Origin of the sequence: Cypionkella aquatica, from assembly GCF_030161095.1 — a bacterium.
Lineage (GTDB): Bacteria > Pseudomonadota > Alphaproteobacteria > Rhodobacterales > Rhodobacteraceae > Cypionkella > Cypionkella aquatica.
Window position 1 is genome coordinate 218,716 of record NZ_BSPP01000004.1, and the last position, 18,833, is coordinate 237,548.

Annotated in this window: 15 protein-coding genes; 8 read left to right on the forward strand and 7 right to left on the reverse strand. The window is 62.6% G+C overall.

What is annotated here, in order from left to right; genetic code table 11:
* Nucleotides 1-59 precede the first annotated feature (59 nt).
* The 7 genes from QQJ98_RS04660 (at nt 60) to cysN (ending at nt 7,725) form a co-directional block, all read left to right on the forward strand.
* Nucleotides 60-833, forward strand: coding sequence for an ABC transporter ATP-binding protein (locus QQJ98_RS04660; protein ID WP_284324160.1), 774 nt, complete (start codon nt 60-62; stop codon nt 831-833).
* Nucleotides 830-1,555, forward strand: a complete 726-nt coding sequence (locus QQJ98_RS04665) for an ABC transporter ATP-binding protein (RefSeq protein ID WP_284324161.1) — start codon at nt 830-832, stop codon at nt 1,553-1,555. The genes QQJ98_RS04660 and QQJ98_RS04665 overlap by 4 nt, the downstream gene beginning before the upstream one ends.
* Nucleotides 1,552-2,448 (forward strand): branched-chain amino acid ABC transporter permease, encoded by an 897-nt coding sequence (locus QQJ98_RS04670; RefSeq protein ID WP_284324162.1) that lies wholly within the window; start codon nt 1,552-1,554, stop codon nt 2,446-2,448. Before QQJ98_RS04665 ends, QQJ98_RS04670 begins: the two co-directional genes overlap by 4 nt.
* Nucleotides 2,445-3,374 carry a branched-chain amino acid ABC transporter permease gene (locus tag QQJ98_RS04675; protein ID WP_284324163.1) on the forward strand — a complete coding sequence of 310 codons (930 nt, stop codon included), beginning with the start codon at nt 2,445-2,447 and terminating at the stop codon, nt 3,372-3,374. Before QQJ98_RS04670 ends, QQJ98_RS04675 begins: the two co-directional genes overlap by 4 nt.
* The gene (locus tag QQJ98_RS04680; protein WP_284324164.1) at nt 3,371-4,666 is read left to right on the forward strand and encodes an NAD(P)/FAD-dependent oxidoreductase; all 1,296 of its coding nucleotides are present in this window, start codon (nt 3,371-3,373) and stop codon (nt 4,664-4,666) included. Before QQJ98_RS04675 ends, QQJ98_RS04680 begins: the two co-directional genes overlap by 4 nt.
* A gap of 200 nt (nt 4,667-4,866) precedes the next feature.
* The gene (gene cysD / locus QQJ98_RS04685) at nt 4,867-5,799 is read left to right on the forward strand and encodes a sulfate adenylyltransferase subunit CysD (RefSeq protein WP_284324165.1); all 933 of its coding nucleotides are present in this window, start codon (nt 4,867-4,869) and stop codon (nt 5,797-5,799) included.
* On the forward strand, nt 5,800-7,725 hold the full coding sequence (gene cysN / locus QQJ98_RS04690) for a sulfate adenylyltransferase subunit CysN (protein WP_284324166.1): 1,926 nt from the start codon (nt 5,800-5,802) through the stop codon (nt 7,723-7,725).
* 75 nt (nt 7,726-7,800) lie between these two features.
* On the opposite strand, the gene fhuB is transcribed toward cysN, so the two are convergent.
* The 7 genes from fhuB to QQJ98_RS04725 all read right to left on the reverse strand — a co-directional run bounded on the left by fhuB (nt 7,801) and on the right by QQJ98_RS04725 (nt 17,485).
* Nucleotides 7,801-9,756, reverse strand: a complete 1,956-nt coding sequence (gene fhuB, locus QQJ98_RS04695) for a Fe(3+)-hydroxamate ABC transporter permease FhuB (RefSeq protein ID WP_284324167.1) — start codon at nt 9,754-9,756, stop codon at nt 7,801-7,803.
* Nucleotides 9,753-10,667 (reverse strand): iron-siderophore ABC transporter substrate-binding protein, encoded by a 915-nt coding sequence (locus QQJ98_RS04700; RefSeq protein WP_284324168.1) that lies wholly within the window; start codon nt 10,665-10,667, stop codon nt 9,753-9,755. The genes fhuB and QQJ98_RS04700 overlap by 4 nt, the downstream gene beginning before the upstream one ends.
* Before the next feature lie 9 nt (nt 10,668-10,676).
* Nucleotides 10,677-11,444, reverse strand: coding sequence for an ABC transporter ATP-binding protein (locus tag QQJ98_RS04705; protein ID WP_284324169.1), 768 nt, complete (start codon nt 11,442-11,444; stop codon nt 10,677-10,679).
* Complete coding sequence (locus QQJ98_RS04710; RefSeq protein WP_284324170.1) at nt 11,431-12,486, reverse strand: siderophore-interacting protein; 1,056 nt, start codon at nt 12,484-12,486, stop codon at nt 11,431-11,433. Before QQJ98_RS04710 ends, QQJ98_RS04705 begins: the two co-directional genes overlap by 14 nt.
* Nucleotides 12,483-14,186: an ABC transporter ATP-binding protein gene (locus tag QQJ98_RS04715; RefSeq protein WP_284324171.1), complete on the reverse strand. Its 1,704-nt coding sequence runs from the start codon at nt 14,184-14,186 to the stop codon at nt 12,483-12,485. Before QQJ98_RS04715 ends, QQJ98_RS04710 begins: the two co-directional genes overlap by 4 nt.
* 91 nt (nt 14,187-14,277) lie before the next feature.
* Complete coding sequence (locus QQJ98_RS04720; protein ID WP_284324172.1) at nt 14,278-16,446, reverse strand: TonB-dependent siderophore receptor; 2,169 nt, start codon at nt 16,444-16,446, stop codon at nt 14,278-14,280.
* Between the two features lie 151 nt (nt 16,447-16,597).
* On the reverse strand, nt 16,598-17,485 hold the full coding sequence (locus tag QQJ98_RS04725; protein WP_284324173.1) for an AraC family transcriptional regulator: 888 nt from the start codon (nt 17,483-17,485) through the stop codon (nt 16,598-16,600).
* Between the two features lie 339 nt (nt 17,486-17,824).
* Here QQJ98_RS04725 and exbB point away from each other — a divergent pair, with 339 nt between their 5' ends.
* Complete coding sequence (exbB, locus tag QQJ98_RS04730; protein ID WP_284324174.1) at nt 17,825-18,832, forward strand: tonB-system energizer ExbB; 1,008 nt, start codon at nt 17,825-17,827, stop codon at nt 18,830-18,832.
* Nucleotide 18,833 lies beyond the last annotated feature (1 nt).

Here is an 18,833-nt window from a genome sequence, read left to right on the forward strand (position 1 = left end):
TTAGACGCTTCTACTGTGATCAAATCAAGTGTGATCACAGATCAAACATCAGAGGCACCATGGCGGCTGAGACAGTTCTAGAGGCGCAGGGGTTGACCAAACGCTTTGGCGGCGTGGCGGCGGTGAATGGCATGTCGCTGTCGGTCGGCAAGGGCGAGATTCTGGGACTGATCGGGCCGAATGGCGCGGGCAAGACCACGATGTTTGACCTGCTGGCAGGATCGGTTGGCGTAAGCGCAGGCACGATCCGGCTGATGGGCCGCGATATTACCGGAGAGCCTGCGCACAAGCGTCTGGCGGGTGGCATGGCGCGGACGTTTCAAATTCCGCGTCCGTTTCCTGAGCTGACTTTGCTGGAAAACATGCTGATCGCGCGGCAGGCGCAGACGGGTGAGCGGCTTTGGGCGAATTTCACCGCGCCACGCCGGATTGCAGCGGAAGAAGCGGCGGCCAAGGAAAAGGCATTGGGATTGCTGGATCTGGTGGCACTGCGGCGCTTGGCGGATGAGCCTGCGCGGGTGCTGTCGGGCGGGCAACGCAAGCTGTTGGAATTGGCCCGCGTGATGATGGCCGACCCCAAGGTGATCTTGCTGGACGAACCTGCGGCGGGGGTGAACCCGGCTTTGCTAGAGGTGCTGATCGCGCGGATCCAAGAGATCAACGCAAGCGGCGTCACCTTTGTGCTGATCGAGCATAACATCGACATGGTGTCGCGGCTGTGCAGCCGCATCGTCGTGATGGCGCAAGGTGCGCTGCTGTTTCAGGGCCGCCCGGATGAAGTGGCGCGCGAGCCTCGGGTGATTGAAGCATATCTGGGGGGCAGCGGCGCATGAGCATTTTGCAGGTCAGTGCTTTGGTTGCGGGATACGAGCCGGGGCTATCCATCGTCAAAGGCGCGTCAATGCACGCAGCCGAAGCCGAGATTGTGGTTATCCTTGGCCCGAATGGCGCGGGGAAATCCAGCTTTATCAAGGCTATCGCCGGGCTGGTGCCGATTTCAGGCGGTCAGGTTCTGCTGGATGGCCGCGATATCACAATGGTGCCTGCGCATCTGAAAATCCGTCAAGGTCTGGCGTTTGTGCCGCAGACCGAGAACATTTTTCCGCTGATGACCGTCGAAGAAAACCTGCATGTCGCGGGCGGTATTCTGCCACGGCCAGAGGTCGCGCCGCGCATTGCCGAGATGTTTGACACGTTTCCAGACCTTGCCCGCCAGCGCGCTTTGATGGCAGGCAGCTTGTCGGGCGGGCAGCGGCAGATGCTGGCGGTGGCGCGGGCGCTGATCGTGCGGCCCCGGGTGTTGATGCTGGATGAACCCTCGGCGGGCCTGTCGCCAAAACTGGTCGAGCAGGTGTTCGCGCAGCTGTCGGCGATCCGGCAGGCAGGATTGACGATTGTGCTGGTGGAGCAGAACGCGCGGGCCGCGTTGGCCATTGGCGACCGCGCTTATGTGCTGGTCGAGGGCCGCGAGGCGCACGAGGGCCCCGCCAAAACCCTGTGGGACAACCCTTTGATCGCCGAGTTGTATCTCGGTCACCGCAAGGAGGCATCATGAACCTGCAATTTCTGCTGGATGGTCTGATCGCAGGCTCGATGATCGGACTGGGTGCGATTGGGGTGACGCTGACCTACTCGATCCTGCGGTTTTCCAACTTTGCGCATGGCGATTTCATGGCTTGGGGCGCTTATGCGGCGCTGGCCGTGGTGGGGGCGATTGGCGGCAGTCTTCCGATGGCACCCTTGTCGTTCGGCTGGCCGTTGTTGCTGGCGATGGTGGTGGCGATGGGGCTGACGGCACTGCTGGCTTTGACGTTGGACTGGCTGCTGTTCGCAAGGCTGCGGGCGCGCGGGCAGTCGATCATTGTGGTGATGGCGTCGTTTGGCGCGTCGATGGCGCTGCGCAGTCTGCTGGAGTTCATGTTCACCTCGCGCCCCACCTATTTCTCGCGCGCCATTCAGATTGCGCAGCCGGTGGGATTTGGCATCAGGGTGACGGCCGATCAGGTGGCTTTGTTGCTGCTGACTTTGGCGCTGGTGGTGGGGATGCACTTGTTCATGCAGCGCAGTCAGCGCGGGCGCGAGATGCGGGCCTATAGCCAGAACCCGGCGCTGGCGCGGGTGGTGGGGATCGACGTTGACAAGGTGGTGCGCGCGACCTGGATCATCGGGGCGGCCCTTGCCTGTGCTTCGGGCGTAATGGTGGGGGTTTTGGTGCAGATCAGGCCGTTGATGGGGCTGGACCTGCTGCTGCCGATCTTTGCGGCGGCGATTTTGGGTGGCATCGGATCGGTGCCCGGCGCGGTCTTGGGCGGGCTGATCATTGGGCTATCCGAGGCTGCTGCGGTGCAATTCGTCGGTGCAGAATGGCGGGCGGCGGTGGCGTTCGTGATCCTGATGGCGGTGCTGTTGGTGCGCCCGATGGGCCTATTCGGAGTGGCAGAGCGATGATTGATCTTCTGGGGTATGGCGCGTTTTTCACCTCGACTGCGCTGATTTTCGGGCTGATCGCTTTGGGGCTGAACCTGCAATGGGGCCTGACCGGGCTGTTCAACGTCGGCATTGCGGGGTTTGTGGCGATTGGGGCCTATAGCTCGGCCATTCTGACGACGCCGGATGCGGCAGATCGGGTTGGCGGCTTTGGCTGGCCGATTTTGGCGGGCTGGCTGGCAGCGGCCTGCATCACGGCGCTCGCGGCGGCGTTTACGGGTTATGCGACCCTGCGGCTTAAATCGGATTATCTGGCGATCACAACCTTTGGCGTGGCCGTGGTGGTGCAGTTGGTGGCGCTGAATGCGCAGGGGCTGACGGGCGGGCCGTTTGGGGTGGCATTTATTCCTCGGCCTTTTGCGTCTTTGCAGGAACATGCGGTTGCCTTCAACTTCGCCAATCTGGCGGTGATCGCAAGCGTGGTGCTGGCGACCTATCTGGCGCTGGAGCGGTTGTCGCGCAGCCCGTGGGGCCGGGTGTTGCGGGCCTTGCGTGAAGATGAACGCGCCGCCACCGCTTTGGGCAAAAGCGCGCAATCCTATCGGATTCAAGCCTTTGCCGTCGGCGGGGCGGTGATGGGGCTGGCGGGGGCGGTGCAGGCGCATTTCATCGGCTTTATCGCGCCCGACAACTATCTGCCGACGCTGACGTTTCAGGTTTGGGCGATGCTGATGGTCGGCGGGTCGGGGTCGAACCGGGGTGCGATCTTGGGGGCGATTGTGGTCTGGGCGATCTGGGTCGGCTCGGGGTCTTTCACCGCCGCGATTGTGCCAAGCGATCTGCAAGCGCGGGCGGCGTCGCTGCAGATCGTCGCCATCGGGGTGATGCTATGCCTGATTTTGCTGTGGCGTCCGCAAGGGTTTTTCGGCGCGGGGCGCAAGAAGTGAGCGCAGATCCCGCCACGCTTTGGCATGCGACAGCGGCAGCCTTGCAGCCCTTCCCGGCGCTGAAAGGTGCGGTTGAGACAGATCTCTTGGTGATCGGTGGCGGTTTTGCCGGACTGTCGACCGCCTTGCACGCGGCCGAGGCGGGTCAATCCGTGGTGCTGCTGGAAGCCCATCGCATCGCTTGGGGCGCGTCGGGGCGCAATGCGGGCTTTGTGGTGCCTAACTTTGCCAAGGTTGATCCCGATGGCATCCGGGGGATGCTGGGGCCAAGGGCCGAGCCGCTGATCAATATGGCGGCAGGCAGTGGCGATCTTGTGTTCGATCTGATCCGCCGCCATCAGATCACTTGCGATGCGCAGCAATCGGGGTGGTTGCAGCCTTCACATTCCGATGCGGCCTTTGCCAAAGCAAAAGACCGCGTGCGGCAATGGTCGGCTTTGCAGCGCCCGGTGCAGGTTCTGGATGCCGCCGGGATTGCCGCGATGACTGGCGTTGCGCCAGATCGCAGCGGTTGGCGCGGCGGCTGGATCGACCGTTCGGGCGGAGTGATCAACCCTGTGGGTTATGCGCGGGGTCTGGCGCGGGCGGCGACAGCGGCAGGGGCGGTCTTGCACGAGGCGAGCCCGGTCACCGCCTTGCAGCAGGTCGGCGCAGAGTGGTTGGCCAGCACACCGCAGGGCCAGATCAAAGCGCGGCAAGTCGTGCTGGCGACCAACGCTTATGCGGGCGGTTTGTGGCCGGGGCTTGCGCGCAGTTTCTTTCCGCTGCGGGTGTTTCAGGTTGCGACCCAGCCCTTGCCCGACGCCGTGCGCAATCGTTTGCTGCCCGGCAATCAAAGCCTGTCGGACAGCCGCCGCAATCTGTTCACCTTTCGCTTTGATGCCGCAAATCGGTTGATCAGTGGCGGCATGCCGATTGTGCCGTGGGGAGCCGACCGCCGCCTGCCCCGTGCCATTCATCGCCGCTTGGCGCAGATGCTCGATCTGCCAGACTTGCCACCGCTGCAATTTCAATGGTCGGGCATGGCCTCGGTGATGCCGGATTTCCTGCCGCGCGTGGTCAAGCTTGCCCCCGGACTGTTGGCCGGGTTTGCCTGTAACGGGCGCGGCATTGCGCTGTCGACTGCGATGGGGCGCGAACTTGCCGATTGGGCCAGCGGCACCCCAGCGGATGCGCTGGCAATCCCACTGAAGCCTGCCGCGCCGATCCCGGCGCATGCATTGGCGCGGCTTGCCCCCAATGCTTTGTTGCCATTCAGCATCTTGCGCGACCGGATCGAGAATAAACGCTAGAAAAGAAAGCGGTTCCAGCGCTGCCCCCATTGGCAGAACCAAATCAACGCCCGCGCCGCCGCAAAACACGCAAACGCCGCCAAGGGGCCGCAATCCGGGCAAAATTTCTTGTATTTTACAGCAAACTCGGCTTTGCCCCGCTGGTGCGGGCAATGAAATATTGCCACATAGCGCCAGCCAAAGCTTGAAGGACGCCGATCATGACCAGCAGCACCGCCGCACAGGGCCTTTCCGCCAGCACATTGACGCATTTGCAGCGGCTTGAGGCTGAAAGCATCCACATCATGCGCGAAGTGGTGGCCAATGCCGAAAACCCTGTGATGCTGTATTCGGTCGGCAAGGATTCAGCCACCATGCTGCATCTGGCGAAGAAAGCCTTCTACCCCGCGCCGCCGCCGTTCCCGTTGCTGCATGTCGATACAACGTGGAAATTCCGCGAGATGTATAAACTGCGCGAGAAAGCCGCCAAAGACGCCGGGATGGAACTGATCGTGTATCAGAACCCCGAAGCGGTGGAAAAGGGCATCAACCCGTTCGACCATGGCGGTTTGCACACCGATATGTGGAAGACCGAGGGCCTGAAACAGGCGCTGACCAAGTATAATTTCGACGTGGCTTTCGGTGGTGCGCGCCGCGATGAGGAAAAGTCGCGGGCGAAAGAACGGGTATTCTCGTTCCGCTCGGCCAATCATCGTTGGGATCCGAAGAACCAGCGGCCAGAGTTGTGGAAGCTGTATAACACCCGCAAATCCAAATCCGAAAGCATCCGGGCGTTTCCGATCAGCAATTGGACCGAACTGGATATCTGGCAGTATATCCACCTTGAGGGCATCGAGATTGTGCCGCTGTATTTCAGCGAAAAGCGCCCGGTGGTCGAACGGGGTGGCATGCTGATCATGGTGGATGACGACCGCTTCCGCCTGAACCCCGGCGAGGTGCCAGAGATGAAGTCCGTGCGCTTCCGCACCCTTGGGTGCTATCCGTTGACGGGGGCTGTGGAATCCGAGGCGAAAACGCTGCCGGAAGTCATTCAGGAAATGCTGCTGACCACCACTTCAGAACGTCAGGGCCGCGCCATCGACCACGATCAGGCCGCGTCGATGGAGAAGAAAAAGCAAGAGGGGTATTTCTAAATGACCGTTGCCGTAAACACCCCTGTGGACCCCATCTATGTCACCGATCAGTTGATCGCCGACGACATCGACGCCTATCTGGTGAAGCACCAGCACAAGACCATGCTGCGGTTTATCACCTGCGGTTCGGTTGATGACGGGAAATCGACACTGATCGGGCGCTTGCTGTATGACAGCAAGATGATCTTTGAAGATCAGTTGGCCTCGCTGGAGCATGACAGCAAAACCTCGGGCACCCAAGGGCAGGACATTGATTTTGCCCTGCTGGTGGATGGTCTGGCCGCTGAACGCGAGCAAGGCATCACCATCGACGTGGCCTACCGTTTTTTCGCCACCGACAAGCGCAAGTTCATCGTGGCCGACACGCCGGGGCATGAGCAATATACCCGCAACATGGTCACCGGGGCTTCGACCGCTGACCTTGCGGTGATCCTGATTGATGCGCGCCAAGGGGTGCTGACGCAGACACGGCGGCATAGCTATCTGGTGCAGCTTTTGGGCATCAAGAACGTCGTGCTGGCGGTCAACAAGATGGATCTGGTTGACTACAGCCAAGCTCGTTTTGATGAGATCGTCAAGGATTACAGCCACTTCGCCAAGCAGATCGGGATGCAGGCTTTCCTGCCGATCCCGATTTCCGGGCTGAAGGGTGAGAATATGATCACCCGCTCCACCCAGATGCCGTGGTATACTGGCCAGACGCTGATGGAGCATCTGGAAACGGCGCCCGTGAATGATGCCCGCATGCTGGATGTGCCGTTCCGCATGGCGGTGCAATGGGTCAACCGCCCGAACCTCGATTTCCGCGGCTTTGCCGGGCAGATCGGCGCGGGGGTTGTGAAACCCGGCGATGCGATCCGGGTGCTGCCTTCGGGCAAGACCACGACGGTCAAATCCATCGTTACCTATGATGGCGCATTGGATCAGGCGATTGCTGGCCAATCAGTGACGCTGACCTTTGCTGATGAGGTCGATTGCTCGCGGGGCGATGTGATCGTCAAGGCGGATGAGCCCTGCGAGGTCGCCGATCAGTTTGAAGCGACCGTTGTGTGGATGGACGAGCAGCCGATGTTGCCGGGCCGCCCGTATCTGCTCAAGATCGGCACCCAAACTGTGACGGCCACGGTGACAGAGCCGAAGTATGAGGTGAACATCAACACGTTGGAGCATCTGGCGTCGCGCACGCTGGCGCTGAATGCGATCGGCGTCTGCAATCTGTCGATTGACCGCGCGATCCCGTTTGAAGCCTATGCTGTGAACCCCGACTTGGGTGGGTTCATCCTGATCGACCGAATGACCAATGCCACGGTCGCCGCCGGGATGATCCATTTCGCGCTGCGCCGCAGCCAGAATATCCATTGGCAGGCCGTTGATGTCGACCGTGACGCGCATGCGGCGTTGAAAACGCAAAAGCCTGCGGTGGTCTGGTTCACCGGGCTTTCGGGATCGGGCAAATCCACCATTGCCAATCTGGTTGAGAAAAAGCTGCATGCTTTGGGCAAGCACACGTTCCTGCTGGACGGCGATAACGTGCGCCACGGACTGAACCGCGATCTGGGCTTTACGGACGCCGACCGGGTGGAAAACATCCGCCGGGTGGGTGAAGTGGCCAAGCTGATGACCGATGCGGGCCTGATCGTGCTGACGGCGTTCATCTCGCCATTCCGGTCCGAACGCCGCATGGTGCGCGATCTGATGGCGGGCGGCGAGTTCATCGAGGTTTACGTCGATACGCCCTTGGCCGTCGCCGAAAGCCGCGATGTGAAGGGGCTGTATAAGAAGGCGCGCGCGGGTCAGCTGAAGAACTTCACCGGCATCGACAGCCCTTATGAGGCCCCCGAGACGGCTGAGATTGTGGTGAACACCTCGGATCTGTCGGCAGAAGCCTCGGCGGATCGGATTGTCGAAGCGATCCTTGCGCGCTAAGGCGCAGGCTTTGGGATAGGTGAAAGGCCGGGTCAAGCGCCCGGCCTTTTGCTTGCGCCGCTAGACTTTGCGCCCCTAGGCTTTGCGCCGCGCCAGCAGCAGCAGGAAATAGCTGCCACCCAGAATTGCCGCGACTGATCCGGCGGGCAGTTGCGTCGGATACAGCAGGGTGCGGCCCAGCCAATCTGACAGCAGCATCAAAGCCGCCCCGGCCACGGGTGCGACGATCAGTTGATCCTGCATCCGCCGCGCGCCCAGCAGCACCGCCAGATGCGGGCCGACCAACCCCACGAAACTGACCGGCCCCATAAACGCCGTCACCGCCGCCGTCAGACCCGCCGCCAGCACCATCAACCCGCGCCGCGCCGGGGCCAGCGCCAGCCCGCGCCCCATCGCAAGGCCGTCGCCCGCCCCCAGCAGCGTCAGGGGCCGCACGGCCGCTGCCGCCAGCGCCAAGCCCACCGCCAAACAGCCGAGCAGACCCAGAGCGCGGCTTGCGTCGATGCGGTAGGTCGATCCGCTCATCCAGCCAAGGATCGCGAATGTCTCGGACGTGCCGCCTGCCATCGACACCCGCACCACGGCATCCAGACCCGCACCCAGCGCAATGCCGATCAACGCCAGCGCCGCCGGGGCGTGGGAATGTCTGCGCCCGAACCACAACAGCAGCGCCAAAGCCCCCCCACAACCCGCCAAAGCCACCGGCAGGCGGGCGGCGTGAATGGAGCCGCCCGTCAGCAAAGCCACACCCACCAAGGCCGCAACCGCCCCTGCCGACATGCCCAGAATATCTGGGCTGGCCAGAGGGTTGCGGATCAGCCGTTGCAGAATTGTGCCGGCGAGCGCCATGCTCGCCCCCGCACAAGCGCTGGCCAGAACGCGCGGCCAGCGCAGCGACAGCACCAGCGGGTCGTGAAAGCTGATGGCCCAACCGCTTTCGGTAACGCCGATGAACAGCGCCGCAAACACCAGCGCCAAGACACTTACCATCAACACCAGCCCGCGCAGAGGGCCGACCCGCGCCGCACCTGCGGGCAGGGAATGGGTCGCGTGATCCTCGGCCCCCAATTTGCGCTTCAGCAGCCAGATCAGCGCGACCGCCCCGGTCAATGCAGCGGTGGCCCCGGTCGGCACGATATTGGCCACGAATTTCGACAGCAGCAGCGCCAGCACATCCGCACCGATCAGGCAAACCGCCCCCAGCAGCGCCGCGCTGGCAAGCTCTGCCCCCGCCCGCCGGGCGCCCAGAAGCCGCGCCAGATTAGGTGCGACAAGGCCGATAAAGCCGATCATCCCCACCGCCGTCACGGAAACTGCGGCCAGATGCAACGCGGCCAGCGCCGCAGCCGCAGCAACCGGCCACAACACCATGCCACGCCCGCCTGCCGCCTGCGCCCCCAGACGCAGCAGGCTTAGGGGCCGGATCAGCAGCGCCGCAATTACCACGCCGGGCAACAGCCGCGGCAGCAGCCACAGCGCCGGATCCCAACTCGTCTGCGTCAGATCGCCCGCGCCCCACAGGAACAGATGCTCGGTATAGGGGTTCGCCAGCAGCATTGCGGTCGCAGCCAGTGACCCGAACAGCAGGTTCACCGCCATGCCCGCCAAGGGCGCTTGCATCCCGACCAACCCACGCGCGCCAGTGACGCTCAGCACCAGCGCGGCCGCAACGGCAGCGCCACCCAAGGCCAACCACTCCGAGCGCGCCATCTCGGGCGCAAAGATCGCGGCCAGCACCAACGCCAGCCAAGCGCCCGAAGACACCCCCATCGTCATCGGCGAGACCAGCGCATTTTGCGTCAGTTGTTGCAGCAGACTGCCCGCAAGCCCCAAAGCGCCGCCGACCAATGCGGCCATCGCCAAACGCGGCAACGCACCCTGCACAAACAAAGCATCGGCAAATTCGGCAGGCTCTGCCCCAGCGAGCAACTGCGCCATCCGCATCAGCGGCAGATCACTGTCCAGCCGCAGATGCAGCGCCACAAGGGCCAGCGCAAGCAACGCCATTGCTGCGATTAGCGCCGGTTTCATTGCGCAAGCGCTGCGACGGGAATGGTCAAAAGCGCCGCCTCAAAGCCTTGGGCAAGGCGGGTGATCGACAAAGCGCCGCCATAGCTCCAGACCGGGGCGACATCGGCAAGGCGTCCGGCTTTGACAAACGGCAGAAAGGCCCAGATCGGGGTTTGCCGCAGCCCAACGCCGCCCATATCCGGGCCGATCGTCAGCACGATCCCGGTTTTTGCGGCAGCGAGGTCTTGGGCTTTGACCAAGGTAATCCCCCAACGGCTGTTCGGCTGCGGCAACTCATTGCTGAACCCAAGCCGTTTCAGCACATATTCCGGCATCGAATTGCTGCCGTTGACATAGGCCGAGGTCGCGTCGTTCAGCCGGATGCTGGTGACCTTTGGCAGGGCCGCACCAAAGTGTTCAGCCAAGCGCTTGGCGATGGCATCAAGGGTGGCCTCTTGCGCGGCCAGCTTTTGTTCGGCCAAGGCGCGCGTGCCTGTCAGCGTGCCAAGGCTTAAGAATATCTGCTGTGCCGCCGCTGCGTTGTCTTGATTGGCGTCAAACGCCTGAAACACCACCACCGGGGCGATCTGTTCCAGCACCGGCACCAAGGCCGGGTCAATATCGGCGGTGATGATCACATCAGGATGCAGGGCAGCAAGGGCTTCGAGGTTGGGCTCGGCGCGCAGACCCAGATCGACCGCGCCGGGCGGCAGGGGTGGGTTGACCACCCAATCGGCATAAGCGGCGGGTTCGGCGACGCCAGCGGGGGTCAGGCCAAGATCCAGAAGCGCTTCGGTCACCGACCAGTCCAGCGCTGCGATTTTCTGTGGCGGGCTGGCAAAAGTTTGCGGACCGCGCATGTCGGTGATCGTCACCGGATCGGCGAGGGCGGGCGATGCCAGCAGCATCAGGGCGGCGATCAGGGCGCGCATCAGGATTCCTTAACTTACCACAGCCAGCGGCAGATGGCCCTGGGGCCCCGCCACCACTTGCATTGGCACGGCGTAAAGCATCGACAGGATTTCAGCGCGCAGCAAAGCCGCAGGTGGGCCATCAAACGCGATCCGACCTTCGCGCAGCGCCACCACCCGATCGGCAAAGCGGGTGGCAAGGTTGACATCATGCAGCACCACGATCACCCGCCGCCCGGTGTCATCGACCAGCTTGCGCAGCAGGCGCAACACCTCATGCGCGTGGCCGGGATCCAGCGCCGAGGTCGGCTCGTCCAGAAGCAGGATCGGCGCGTCTTGCGCCAGAAGCATGGCGATATAGCCGCGCTGACGCTCTCCGCCCGACATGGTTTCAACCAGCGCTTCGGCGCGGCTTTCGGCTCCGGTCGCCTGCATAGCCGCATTTACCGCCGCGTGGTCTTGCGGCTGCCAGCGACCCAAAGCACCGCGCCACGGATAGCGGCCAAGACGGACAAGTTCGCGCAGGGTCAGGCCGGGCACCGGGGGCAGGCGTTGCGGCAGATAGGCCACGGCCTGTGCCAGCTTGCGCTGCGGGATGGCAGCAAGCGGTTGATCGTTCAGCGTAATCTGCCCTGTCGTCGCGGTGTCGGTGCGGGCAAGCAGGCCCAGCAGCGTTGATTTGCCCGACCCGTTATGGCCAAGGATCACCGTCAGCCCCTCGGCGCCAAGGGTCAGGCTGTCCAACCCCAGCACGCGGCGGGTGCCGTGGTCTTTGGTGATCGTGCTAAGCCTGAACATCGGCGGCGGTCCAATAGGCTGCGATCATGGTTTCAGATTTCGCCCAACCTGTTGCCGGCGTGAATTGGGCGCGCAGGCGTTGACAGAAGGCCCGCTCAGCCGCGATCCACAGCAAGCGGCCCCCGGCAAGTCCTGCGCGGGGCAAGGTTGTGGTGGCAAGGGCCGTGTCGAGCGTGTCGCCCGATGCCCGCGACAGCCAGCGGATTTGCACGCCCGGGGGTGCTGCAATCGCTTGCACGGCGCGGGCATCGGGCAGCAGGATCAGCGCTTGACCGAGTGTGTCGGGTGCCGCGTTTTCCAGTATCCGCGCGATAGCAGGCAGGGCTGTCTCATCGCCCAGCAAGACCAGATGCCGCGCCATCGGCAGATAGCCACCACCCGGCCCGATCAGCCCAACCTCGGCCCCGCGCTTGACCGCAAGCGCCCAAGCACAGGTGCGCCCGTGGCCATGCACGAAAATATCCAGCTCCAGCCAGCCCGCAGCCGGATCAATCGCGCGGATGGTATAAACCGGATCATGCAGCTTGTCGGCCCCGCTGGGCCAAACCGTGCGGCCCGTATCCGACACGCTGGGCCATACCGGGCTGCGCCCCTGCGGCGGCAGCAACAGCCGCAGATGCAGGCCGGACACCGCGAAAGGCGCCAGATGATCGGCGGCGATCCGCAGCCGGATATAGCCCGCGCCGGGCGTTGAGATCGCCACGATCCGCCCCTGCCGAAAATTCGGCGGCGTGGTCAGTTTCGGCAAGGCACGATCCCAGATCAGCCGTGGCGTCAGCGTCGCGTCAAAGCCGTCAACCAACCCCGCCACCGCTTCGCGCAGCACGAACAGATCGCTGGCCGAGATGGCAGTGATTGCGATGGCCAAACCACGCTCGGCCACCTGCAGCGTGATGGACCCGCTGTCAAAGTTGATCCGCAAGCCGCCGCAGGGCAGGCTAGCGGTGTCAAAGGCCGCGTAAAGCTCGGCGACATGGGCGGCGAAAGCACCGGGTGCGTCATGGATGCGCCCGGTCAGGGCAAGATCATCAACACGGATCATGCGGCGTGCAGATCGGCATAGCGACCCCCCCTTTGGCTGAGATCGCCATGCGTTCCAACTTCGACCACCTGCCCCTGATCCATCACCACGATCTTGTCGGCATGGCGGATGGTGCCCAAGCGATGCGCGATGATGAAGGTGGTGCGGCCCGCCGACAAACGATCCAATGCGGCCTGAATTTCGCGCTCGGTCTGGGTATCCAAAGCCGAGGTCGCTTCATCCAAGATCAACAAAGGCGGGTTTTTCAGGAACACGCGCGCAATCGCCACCCGCTGCTTTTGCCCGCCCGACAGCATCACACCGCGCTCGCCCACCACGGTATCAAGCCCCTGCGGCAGGGCGGCAATCGTGGCCTCCAACTGCGCCGAGGCGGCGGCGGCAAGGATTTCAGCATCACTCGCGCCCAAGCGGCCATAGCCGATATTGTCGCGCAAAGTGCCGCTGAACAGGAACACATCCTGGCTGACAATGCCGATCTGCGCGCGCAGGCTGGCCAGGGTCATCGCATCCAATGCGATGCCGTCAATGCTGATCCGCCCCGAGGTCGGCTCGTAAAACCGGGGCAGCAAAGCCAGCAGCGTGGTCTTGCCCGCACCCGAAGCGCCGACAAATGCCACCGTCTGCCCCGGCTGCACCGAGAAACTGACATCGCGCAGCACCGGGCGCGCGGCGTCATAGCCAAAGCTGACATGATCAAATTGCACCGCACCTTGCAGCACCGGGGCCGGAACCGCGCCGGGTTTATCCACCACATCGGGCTTGGTCGCCATCAGATCAAGATAGCGCCGAAAGCCCGCGATGCCTTTGGGATAAGTCTCAATCACCGCCGCGATTTTTTCCAGTGGGCGGAAATACACGCCGACCAGCAGCAGAAAGGCCACGAAACCACCCGCCGAAAGCGAGCCGTTCAGCACAAAGCCCGCGCCTGCGACCATCACCATCACCTGCACCGCGCGCATCCCGACATAATTCAGCGTCGCGGAAATCGACATCACCTTGTAGGCGGCAAGTTTGGTGGTGCGGTAGCTGGCGTTGTCGCGGGCGAACAGGGCGCGCTCGTGATCCTCGTTGCCGAACGCCTGCACCACCCGGATGCCGCCGACGTTCTCTTCGATCCGCACGTTGAAATTGCCGACGCGGTCATAGATCGCTTGCCAGGTCGCGGTCATCTTGCCGCCAAAGTAGATCACCAGCAGCGCTGCCAGCGGCACGATCACCGCCGTGATCCACGCCAATTGCACATGCACCATCATCATCAGCGCAAACGCGCCAACAAAGGTCATCACTGCAACGATCAGATCTTCGGGGCCGTGATGCGCGACCTCGCCGATGTCTTCCAGATCGCGGGTGACACGGGCGACCATGCGGCCCGAGTGCTGGCGATCAAAATAGCCCCAGGACAGCCGCTGCAAATGGTCAAAAGCGCGGCGGCGCATCTCGGTTTCGATATTGATGCCCAGCATATGGCCCCAATAAATCACAATCGCGGTGAGCCCGGCGTTCAGCAGATAAATCCCACACAGCGCAATGGCGCACAGCACGGTCAGCGGCCAATTGCCCTGCGGCAAAAGCCAGTCGATATAGCCGCGCACCGCCAACGGAAAAGCCAACTCCAGCAGGCCCGACAGCACCGCGCAGCCGAAATCCAGCCAGAACAGACCCATCCAAGGGCGATAATACACGGCAAATTGGCGCAGCATGGGGAATCTCGGGTTAGGTCAGATGCGGGCGGGGTCGCAAGGCAACTTGGCTGGCAAAGGGGGCAAGATCAACCCGCCCCCCCGGTTTGGATCAGAACGACTTGCTGATGCTGATGCTGGCGGTGCGGCCTTCACCATAATAACAATAGTTGGTCCCGGCACAGCTGGAGACATAGGTTTTATCGGCGACATTGGTGATCGCCAGATTGGCCGTCCAGTCGTCTTGCATCGCATAGCTGACGCCCAGATCGAACACGGTGCGCGACGGCACCCACGCGGTGTTGGCGTCATCCGCCCAACTGCCGCCAGTGTAGCGCGCCGCGCCCGTCAGGGTCAGTTCTGGCATCGAAGCTGGCGTCCAGCCCAGTTGCAGGGACGCAAATTCCTCTGGCACTTCGCGCGGGGTATTGCCGATCAGCGCCGCGTTCTGATCATCGAGGATGTCGAGGTCCATCTTGGTGTAAGCCGCCGACAGCGTCAGACCTTCCGCGATCTTGCCTTGGGCCTCAAGCTCGAACCCTTTGGATTGAACCTCACCGATTTGCGAGAACACATAGCCATAAGTGTCCGGCGCAATCAGGCCAAACTGCGATTGCGAGACGTTGCGGCGCTTGATGTCAAACGCCGATGCGGTCAGCAGGAAGCTGTCATTGATCGCCCATTTCACGCCCAATTCGGCCTGACGCGCAGTTTCCGGGTAGATGTCATTGCCCGCCGTGCTGGGCTCGATCGTCGGGTTGAACGAGGTCGAGGTGGTGCCGTAAACCGTCACGCCTTGCGCGACTTCCTTGGCCAGACCCAAGCGCCATGTCATCTCGCCGTCATTGCGTTTGCTGCCCGGATTGCCCGCCGCAGGATCGGCGCTGGCCACGGTTTCCACCCAGTCATAGCGCATGTTGGCGGTGCCGACCCAGCCATTGCCCCAACGGATCTGGTCTTGCAGATAGATCCCGGCCTGCCGCTGGGTAATGTCCACATCCTTGTAGGCGGCAGCATCCGGCTGGATAGCGCCATAGATCGGGTCAACCACGGTCAAAGGCGTCGCCGGGTAGGCGCTCTTTTCCAGAATGTCGATGTTGTATTTCTTCAGATCCAGCCCCGCCATTACCTTGTGTTCCAGCCCGCCGGTGTTGAACGTCGTTTCAACCCGGGTATCGCTGACAAGGCTGCGCGTGGTGGTGTCGTGATCGAAAACGCCGCGCACCAAGGTGCCCACTGCATCCGGCGCGCCGAAGGTGCTGTAGCCATAAGCCACGACCGAGCGTTCAGAAATATCGGCCCAAGAATAGCGCGTGGCGTTGGTCAACGTCCAGTTGCCATAATCTTGCGTGAAGCCAAAGCGCACCGAGGCCTGATCGCGGATATAGCTGTCATGGCCCGGCTCGCCCACGTTGAAATCGCGCGGGATACGGCCAAAGGACGCATCCTCGACCGATCCGGTATAGGGCAGCCAAGCGTTGCCGACATGGCTTTCATCGACTTTCAGCAGATCAAGCCCATAGCTGAGCACCGCGCCATCTTGCAGGGTTTGCTCGACCGATCCCGACAGCAGCGCATGCAGACCCGGATCGAAAGCGCCGTGGCCATCGACGCGCTCGATCTTGCCCAACAGGCGGTAGCTGAGCGAATCCGACACTTTGCGGTTCTGATCGACGCTGGCCCAGACCCGGCCATGCTCGTCCAGACCAAAGCTGAGATCGGTGCTATCCTCGCCCGTGGGCGCTTTGGTGACATAGTTAACCAACCCGCCGGGGTTCGAGCCGCCGTAAAGCACCGAGGACGCGCCCTTCAGCACTTCGATCCGCTCGATCAGGAAGGGGTCGATGAAAAAGCTGCCAAAGCCGTAGGCGCTGTTCGACAGACCATCCTGATATGCACCGGATTGCGAGGCGTTAAAGCCGCGAATGAAGATCCAGTTGGTGTCGCTGTCATAGCCATAAGGCTGGCCGGTGACGCCCGCCACATAGGCCAGCGCGCCGTCGAGTTTGGCGACATTGGTGGTCTTTAGCGTCTCGGTTGAGACCACCGAAACCGATTGCGGCACTTCGGTCACCGGCGTTGCGGTTTTGGTGCCGGTCAGGGTGGCGGGGTTGGTGCCCGTGACCGGGCCGGTGGCGCTGCCCGTGCCTGCGCCTGTCACCACAATCGGCTCTAGCTCGGTGGTGGTTTGCGCCATGGCAAGCTGCGGCAATGTGCAGGCGATCAGGGCCGTTTGGCCCAGAAGTGCTGCCAAACAAGTGCGAGAGCGAAGCGAAGTCATCAGCGTATCCTGAATATTGAAGGGTCAGAGCGCGGGGCGCGAATTCCTGACTAAATAAGTAGTCAAAGCCGCGCTGTCTTGCAGCATCCCGCTTTGAATTGCACAAACGCCGCGTGAACTGCCGCTTGGGCGCGCAACATCCGCACTGATGTCAGCCGCCATGACCCCGCCGCCATGCCGCCGGAGTCGTCCCCGTCACGCCGCGAAACGCCCGCGTCATATGGGCTTGATCGGCAAACCCCGTCGCCGCCGCAACCCCCACCAACGTGGCATCATCGCGGCCCAACATCGCCTTGGCCGCCGTGATGCGCAGGTTTTGCTGCCAGCCATGCGGCGTCTCGCCATTGCTTTGCTTGAAGGCCCGCGCGAACCAGCTTTCCGACAAGCCGATCTGTGCCGCAAGCTCGGCAATCGAGACGCGGCGGTGCAGGTTGGCTTGCATAAAGTCGGTCACGCGCCGCATCTGATGCGGTGTCAGGCCACCGCGCAAAGGCTCGGCCAGCGCGATCTGGTCATAGGCCAGCACCCGACCCAAAATCGCCTGCACCAAGCCTTCTCCATACAGATCATGCAGACCATCGCCCTGCAATTCATCGGCCAGCAGATGCGCAATCGCGTCGATCTCGGGCACACCATCCAGCGTCACAGGGCGCGCAAGCGCTGCCGTCGCCGCTGCCATGCCAAACCGCTCGCCCAGCTTTTGCGCAAGCGCCACGCTGTCGAAATGCAGATCAATATGGCGAAACTCTCCGGGCTGAACGATCTGCGACCACAACGGCATGCCCGCCGGAATGTAGGTGATCTGCGCCGCAGGGCGTGCCGCGACATCAACCGGGCTGTCAGCAAGCCGAATCGCCTTGCCGCCATCTTTCAGGAAAATCACGATCCGCGGGTCGGGCGAGACATAGTGCCCAACCCCGCCCAAGCGGCCCTCGGCATGCCAAAGATCAGCGACCACCCCGGCCCAAGCCCGCCAACGCAGATCGCTCAGCGCCCGGATACCATCGGTAAAGGCGGTCATTTTGGGGCGAAAGGTCATGGGTATAGCCACCGAAAAGGCATGAAAAACGTGAAAGGCTGGCCCGATATTGCCCTGCACCCGAAAGAATCGAGGCAGCACTGCGGGCTGGCACAGGCGCATAAATCCGGCAGCCGAAAGCCTTAGTCAATCAGTCAACTAACCCCGTGCGGCATCTGATAAGCATTGTGACAAATAGGCGACTGAAAGCATAAGAAATATTCTTGACTAGAGCAGTCAACAAACTTAACAGCCAAAATAAGCGCGGTTTGCGCCGCGTTTGGGCGGATGCCTGACCAGACCAGCCACGTGTGATGGCCGCCTCAACACTCTGAGACGGCAAAATGAACGGAGCCCTGCATGTCGAAACCGATGCATCCGATCTTGCCCCGTGTGGCAACTGGCTTTGCCGTGGCGCTTGCCTTGTCTTTGCCGCTTGCGGCTTGGGCGCAAGACACAAGCCAGCCGCCCACAGCACAGCCACCTGTCGTGCAATCCGATATGCCGCAAGGCTTGGCTCCTGCGCCCACAACCGACGCCGCCCCCGCTTTGCCGACGTTGGCCGAACCAGCCCCCTCTACAAGTGCCAGCGTGCCAGCTTCTGCCCAGCCAAGTCCTGCGCAACCAAGTGCTGCCCAGCCAAGCGCTGCCACTCCGGCCGCCGCAGCCCCTGCGCATCTGCAAACCGATTACTCGCCCTTGGGCATGTATAACGCGGCACATTGGGTCGTGAAGCTGGTGATGCTGTCGCTGATCTTCGCCTCTTTCGTGACTTGGACGGTGCTGCTGTTCAAAATCATCGAACTGGCCATCGCCCGCGCCCGTGCCCGCCGCTCGGTCAAAACCATCCACACCGCGCAATCGCTGGAAACCGCATCCGAGGCCTTGTCGCACCACAAAGACCCCGCCGCCTTCATGGCCCAAGCCGCCTTGGTGGAATACCGCCGTTCGGATGCCGCGATTGCCGCCGCTGGCCCGGATGGTGTCAAGGAACGCACCCGCTCGGTGCTGGACCGGATCGAGGTGCAGGCGGGCAGCCGTATTCGCAAAGGCACAGGCTTGCTTGCGACGATTGGGGCCACTGCCCCCTTTGTCGGGCTGTTCGGCACCGTCTGGGGCATCATGAATTCCTTCATCGGCATCGCAGAAACCAAGACCACCAACCTTGCCGTCGTCGCCCCCGGCATTGCCGAGGCATTGCTGGCCACCGCCATCGGCCTGATCGCCGCCATTCCTGCCGTGGTGATCTACAACCACTTCAGCCGCGAAATTGCCGCGTATCGTCAAAGCCTTGGCGATGCTGCTGCCGGGGTTGAACGCTTGCTCAGCCGCGATCTGGATTTCCGCCATATCAAGGTCGAGGTCTAAG

Excerpts from the sequence above, each read along its gene's own strand:
- QQJ98_RS04660 (WP_284324160.1), top strand. The coding sequence starts at position 60 with ATGGCGGCTGAGACAGTTCTAGAGGCGCAGGGGTTGACCAAACGCTTT.
- QQJ98_RS04665 (WP_284324161.1), top strand. The coding sequence starts at position 830 with ATGAGCATTTTGCAGGTCAGTGCTTTGGTTGCGGGATACGAGCCGGGG.
- QQJ98_RS04670 (WP_284324162.1), top strand. The coding sequence starts at position 1,552 with ATGAACCTGCAATTTCTGCTGGATGGTCTGATCGCAGGCTCGATGATC.
- QQJ98_RS04675 (WP_284324163.1), top strand. The coding sequence starts at position 2,445 with ATGATTGATCTTCTGGGGTATGGCGCGTTTTTCACCTCGACTGCGCTG.
- cysD (WP_284324165.1), top strand. The coding sequence starts at position 4,867 with ATGACCAGCAGCACCGCCGCACAGGGCCTTTCCGCCAGCACATTGACG.
- cysN (WP_284324166.1), top strand. The coding sequence starts at position 5,800 with ATGACCGTTGCCGTAAACACCCCTGTGGACCCCATCTATGTCACCGAT.
- fhuB (WP_284324167.1), bottom strand. The coding sequence starts at position 9,756 with ATGAAACCGGCGCTAATCGCAGCAATGGCGTTGCTTGCGCTGGCCCTT.
- QQJ98_RS04700 (WP_284324168.1), bottom strand. The coding sequence starts at position 10,667 with ATGCGCGCCCTGATCGCCGCCCTGATGCTGCTGGCATCGCCCGCCCTC.
- QQJ98_RS04705 (WP_284324169.1), bottom strand. The coding sequence starts at position 11,444 with ATGTTCAGGCTTAGCACGATCACCAAAGACCACGGCACCCGCCGCGTG.
- QQJ98_RS04710 (WP_284324170.1), bottom strand. The coding sequence starts at position 12,486 with ATGATCCGTGTTGATGATCTTGCCCTGACCGGGCGCATCCATGACGCA.
- QQJ98_RS04715 (WP_284324171.1), bottom strand. The coding sequence starts at position 14,186 with ATGCTGCGCCAATTTGCCGTGTATTATCGCCCTTGGATGGGTCTGTTC.
- QQJ98_RS04720 (WP_284324172.1), bottom strand. The coding sequence starts at position 16,446 with ATGACTTCGCTTCGCTCTCGCACTTGTTTGGCAGCACTTCTGGGCCAA.
- QQJ98_RS04725 (WP_284324173.1), bottom strand. The coding sequence starts at position 17,485 with ATGACCTTTCGCCCCAAAATGACCGCCTTTACCGATGGTATCCGGGCG.
- exbB (WP_284324174.1), top strand. The coding sequence starts at position 17,825 with ATGTCGAAACCGATGCATCCGATCTTGCCCCGTGTGGCAACTGGCTTT.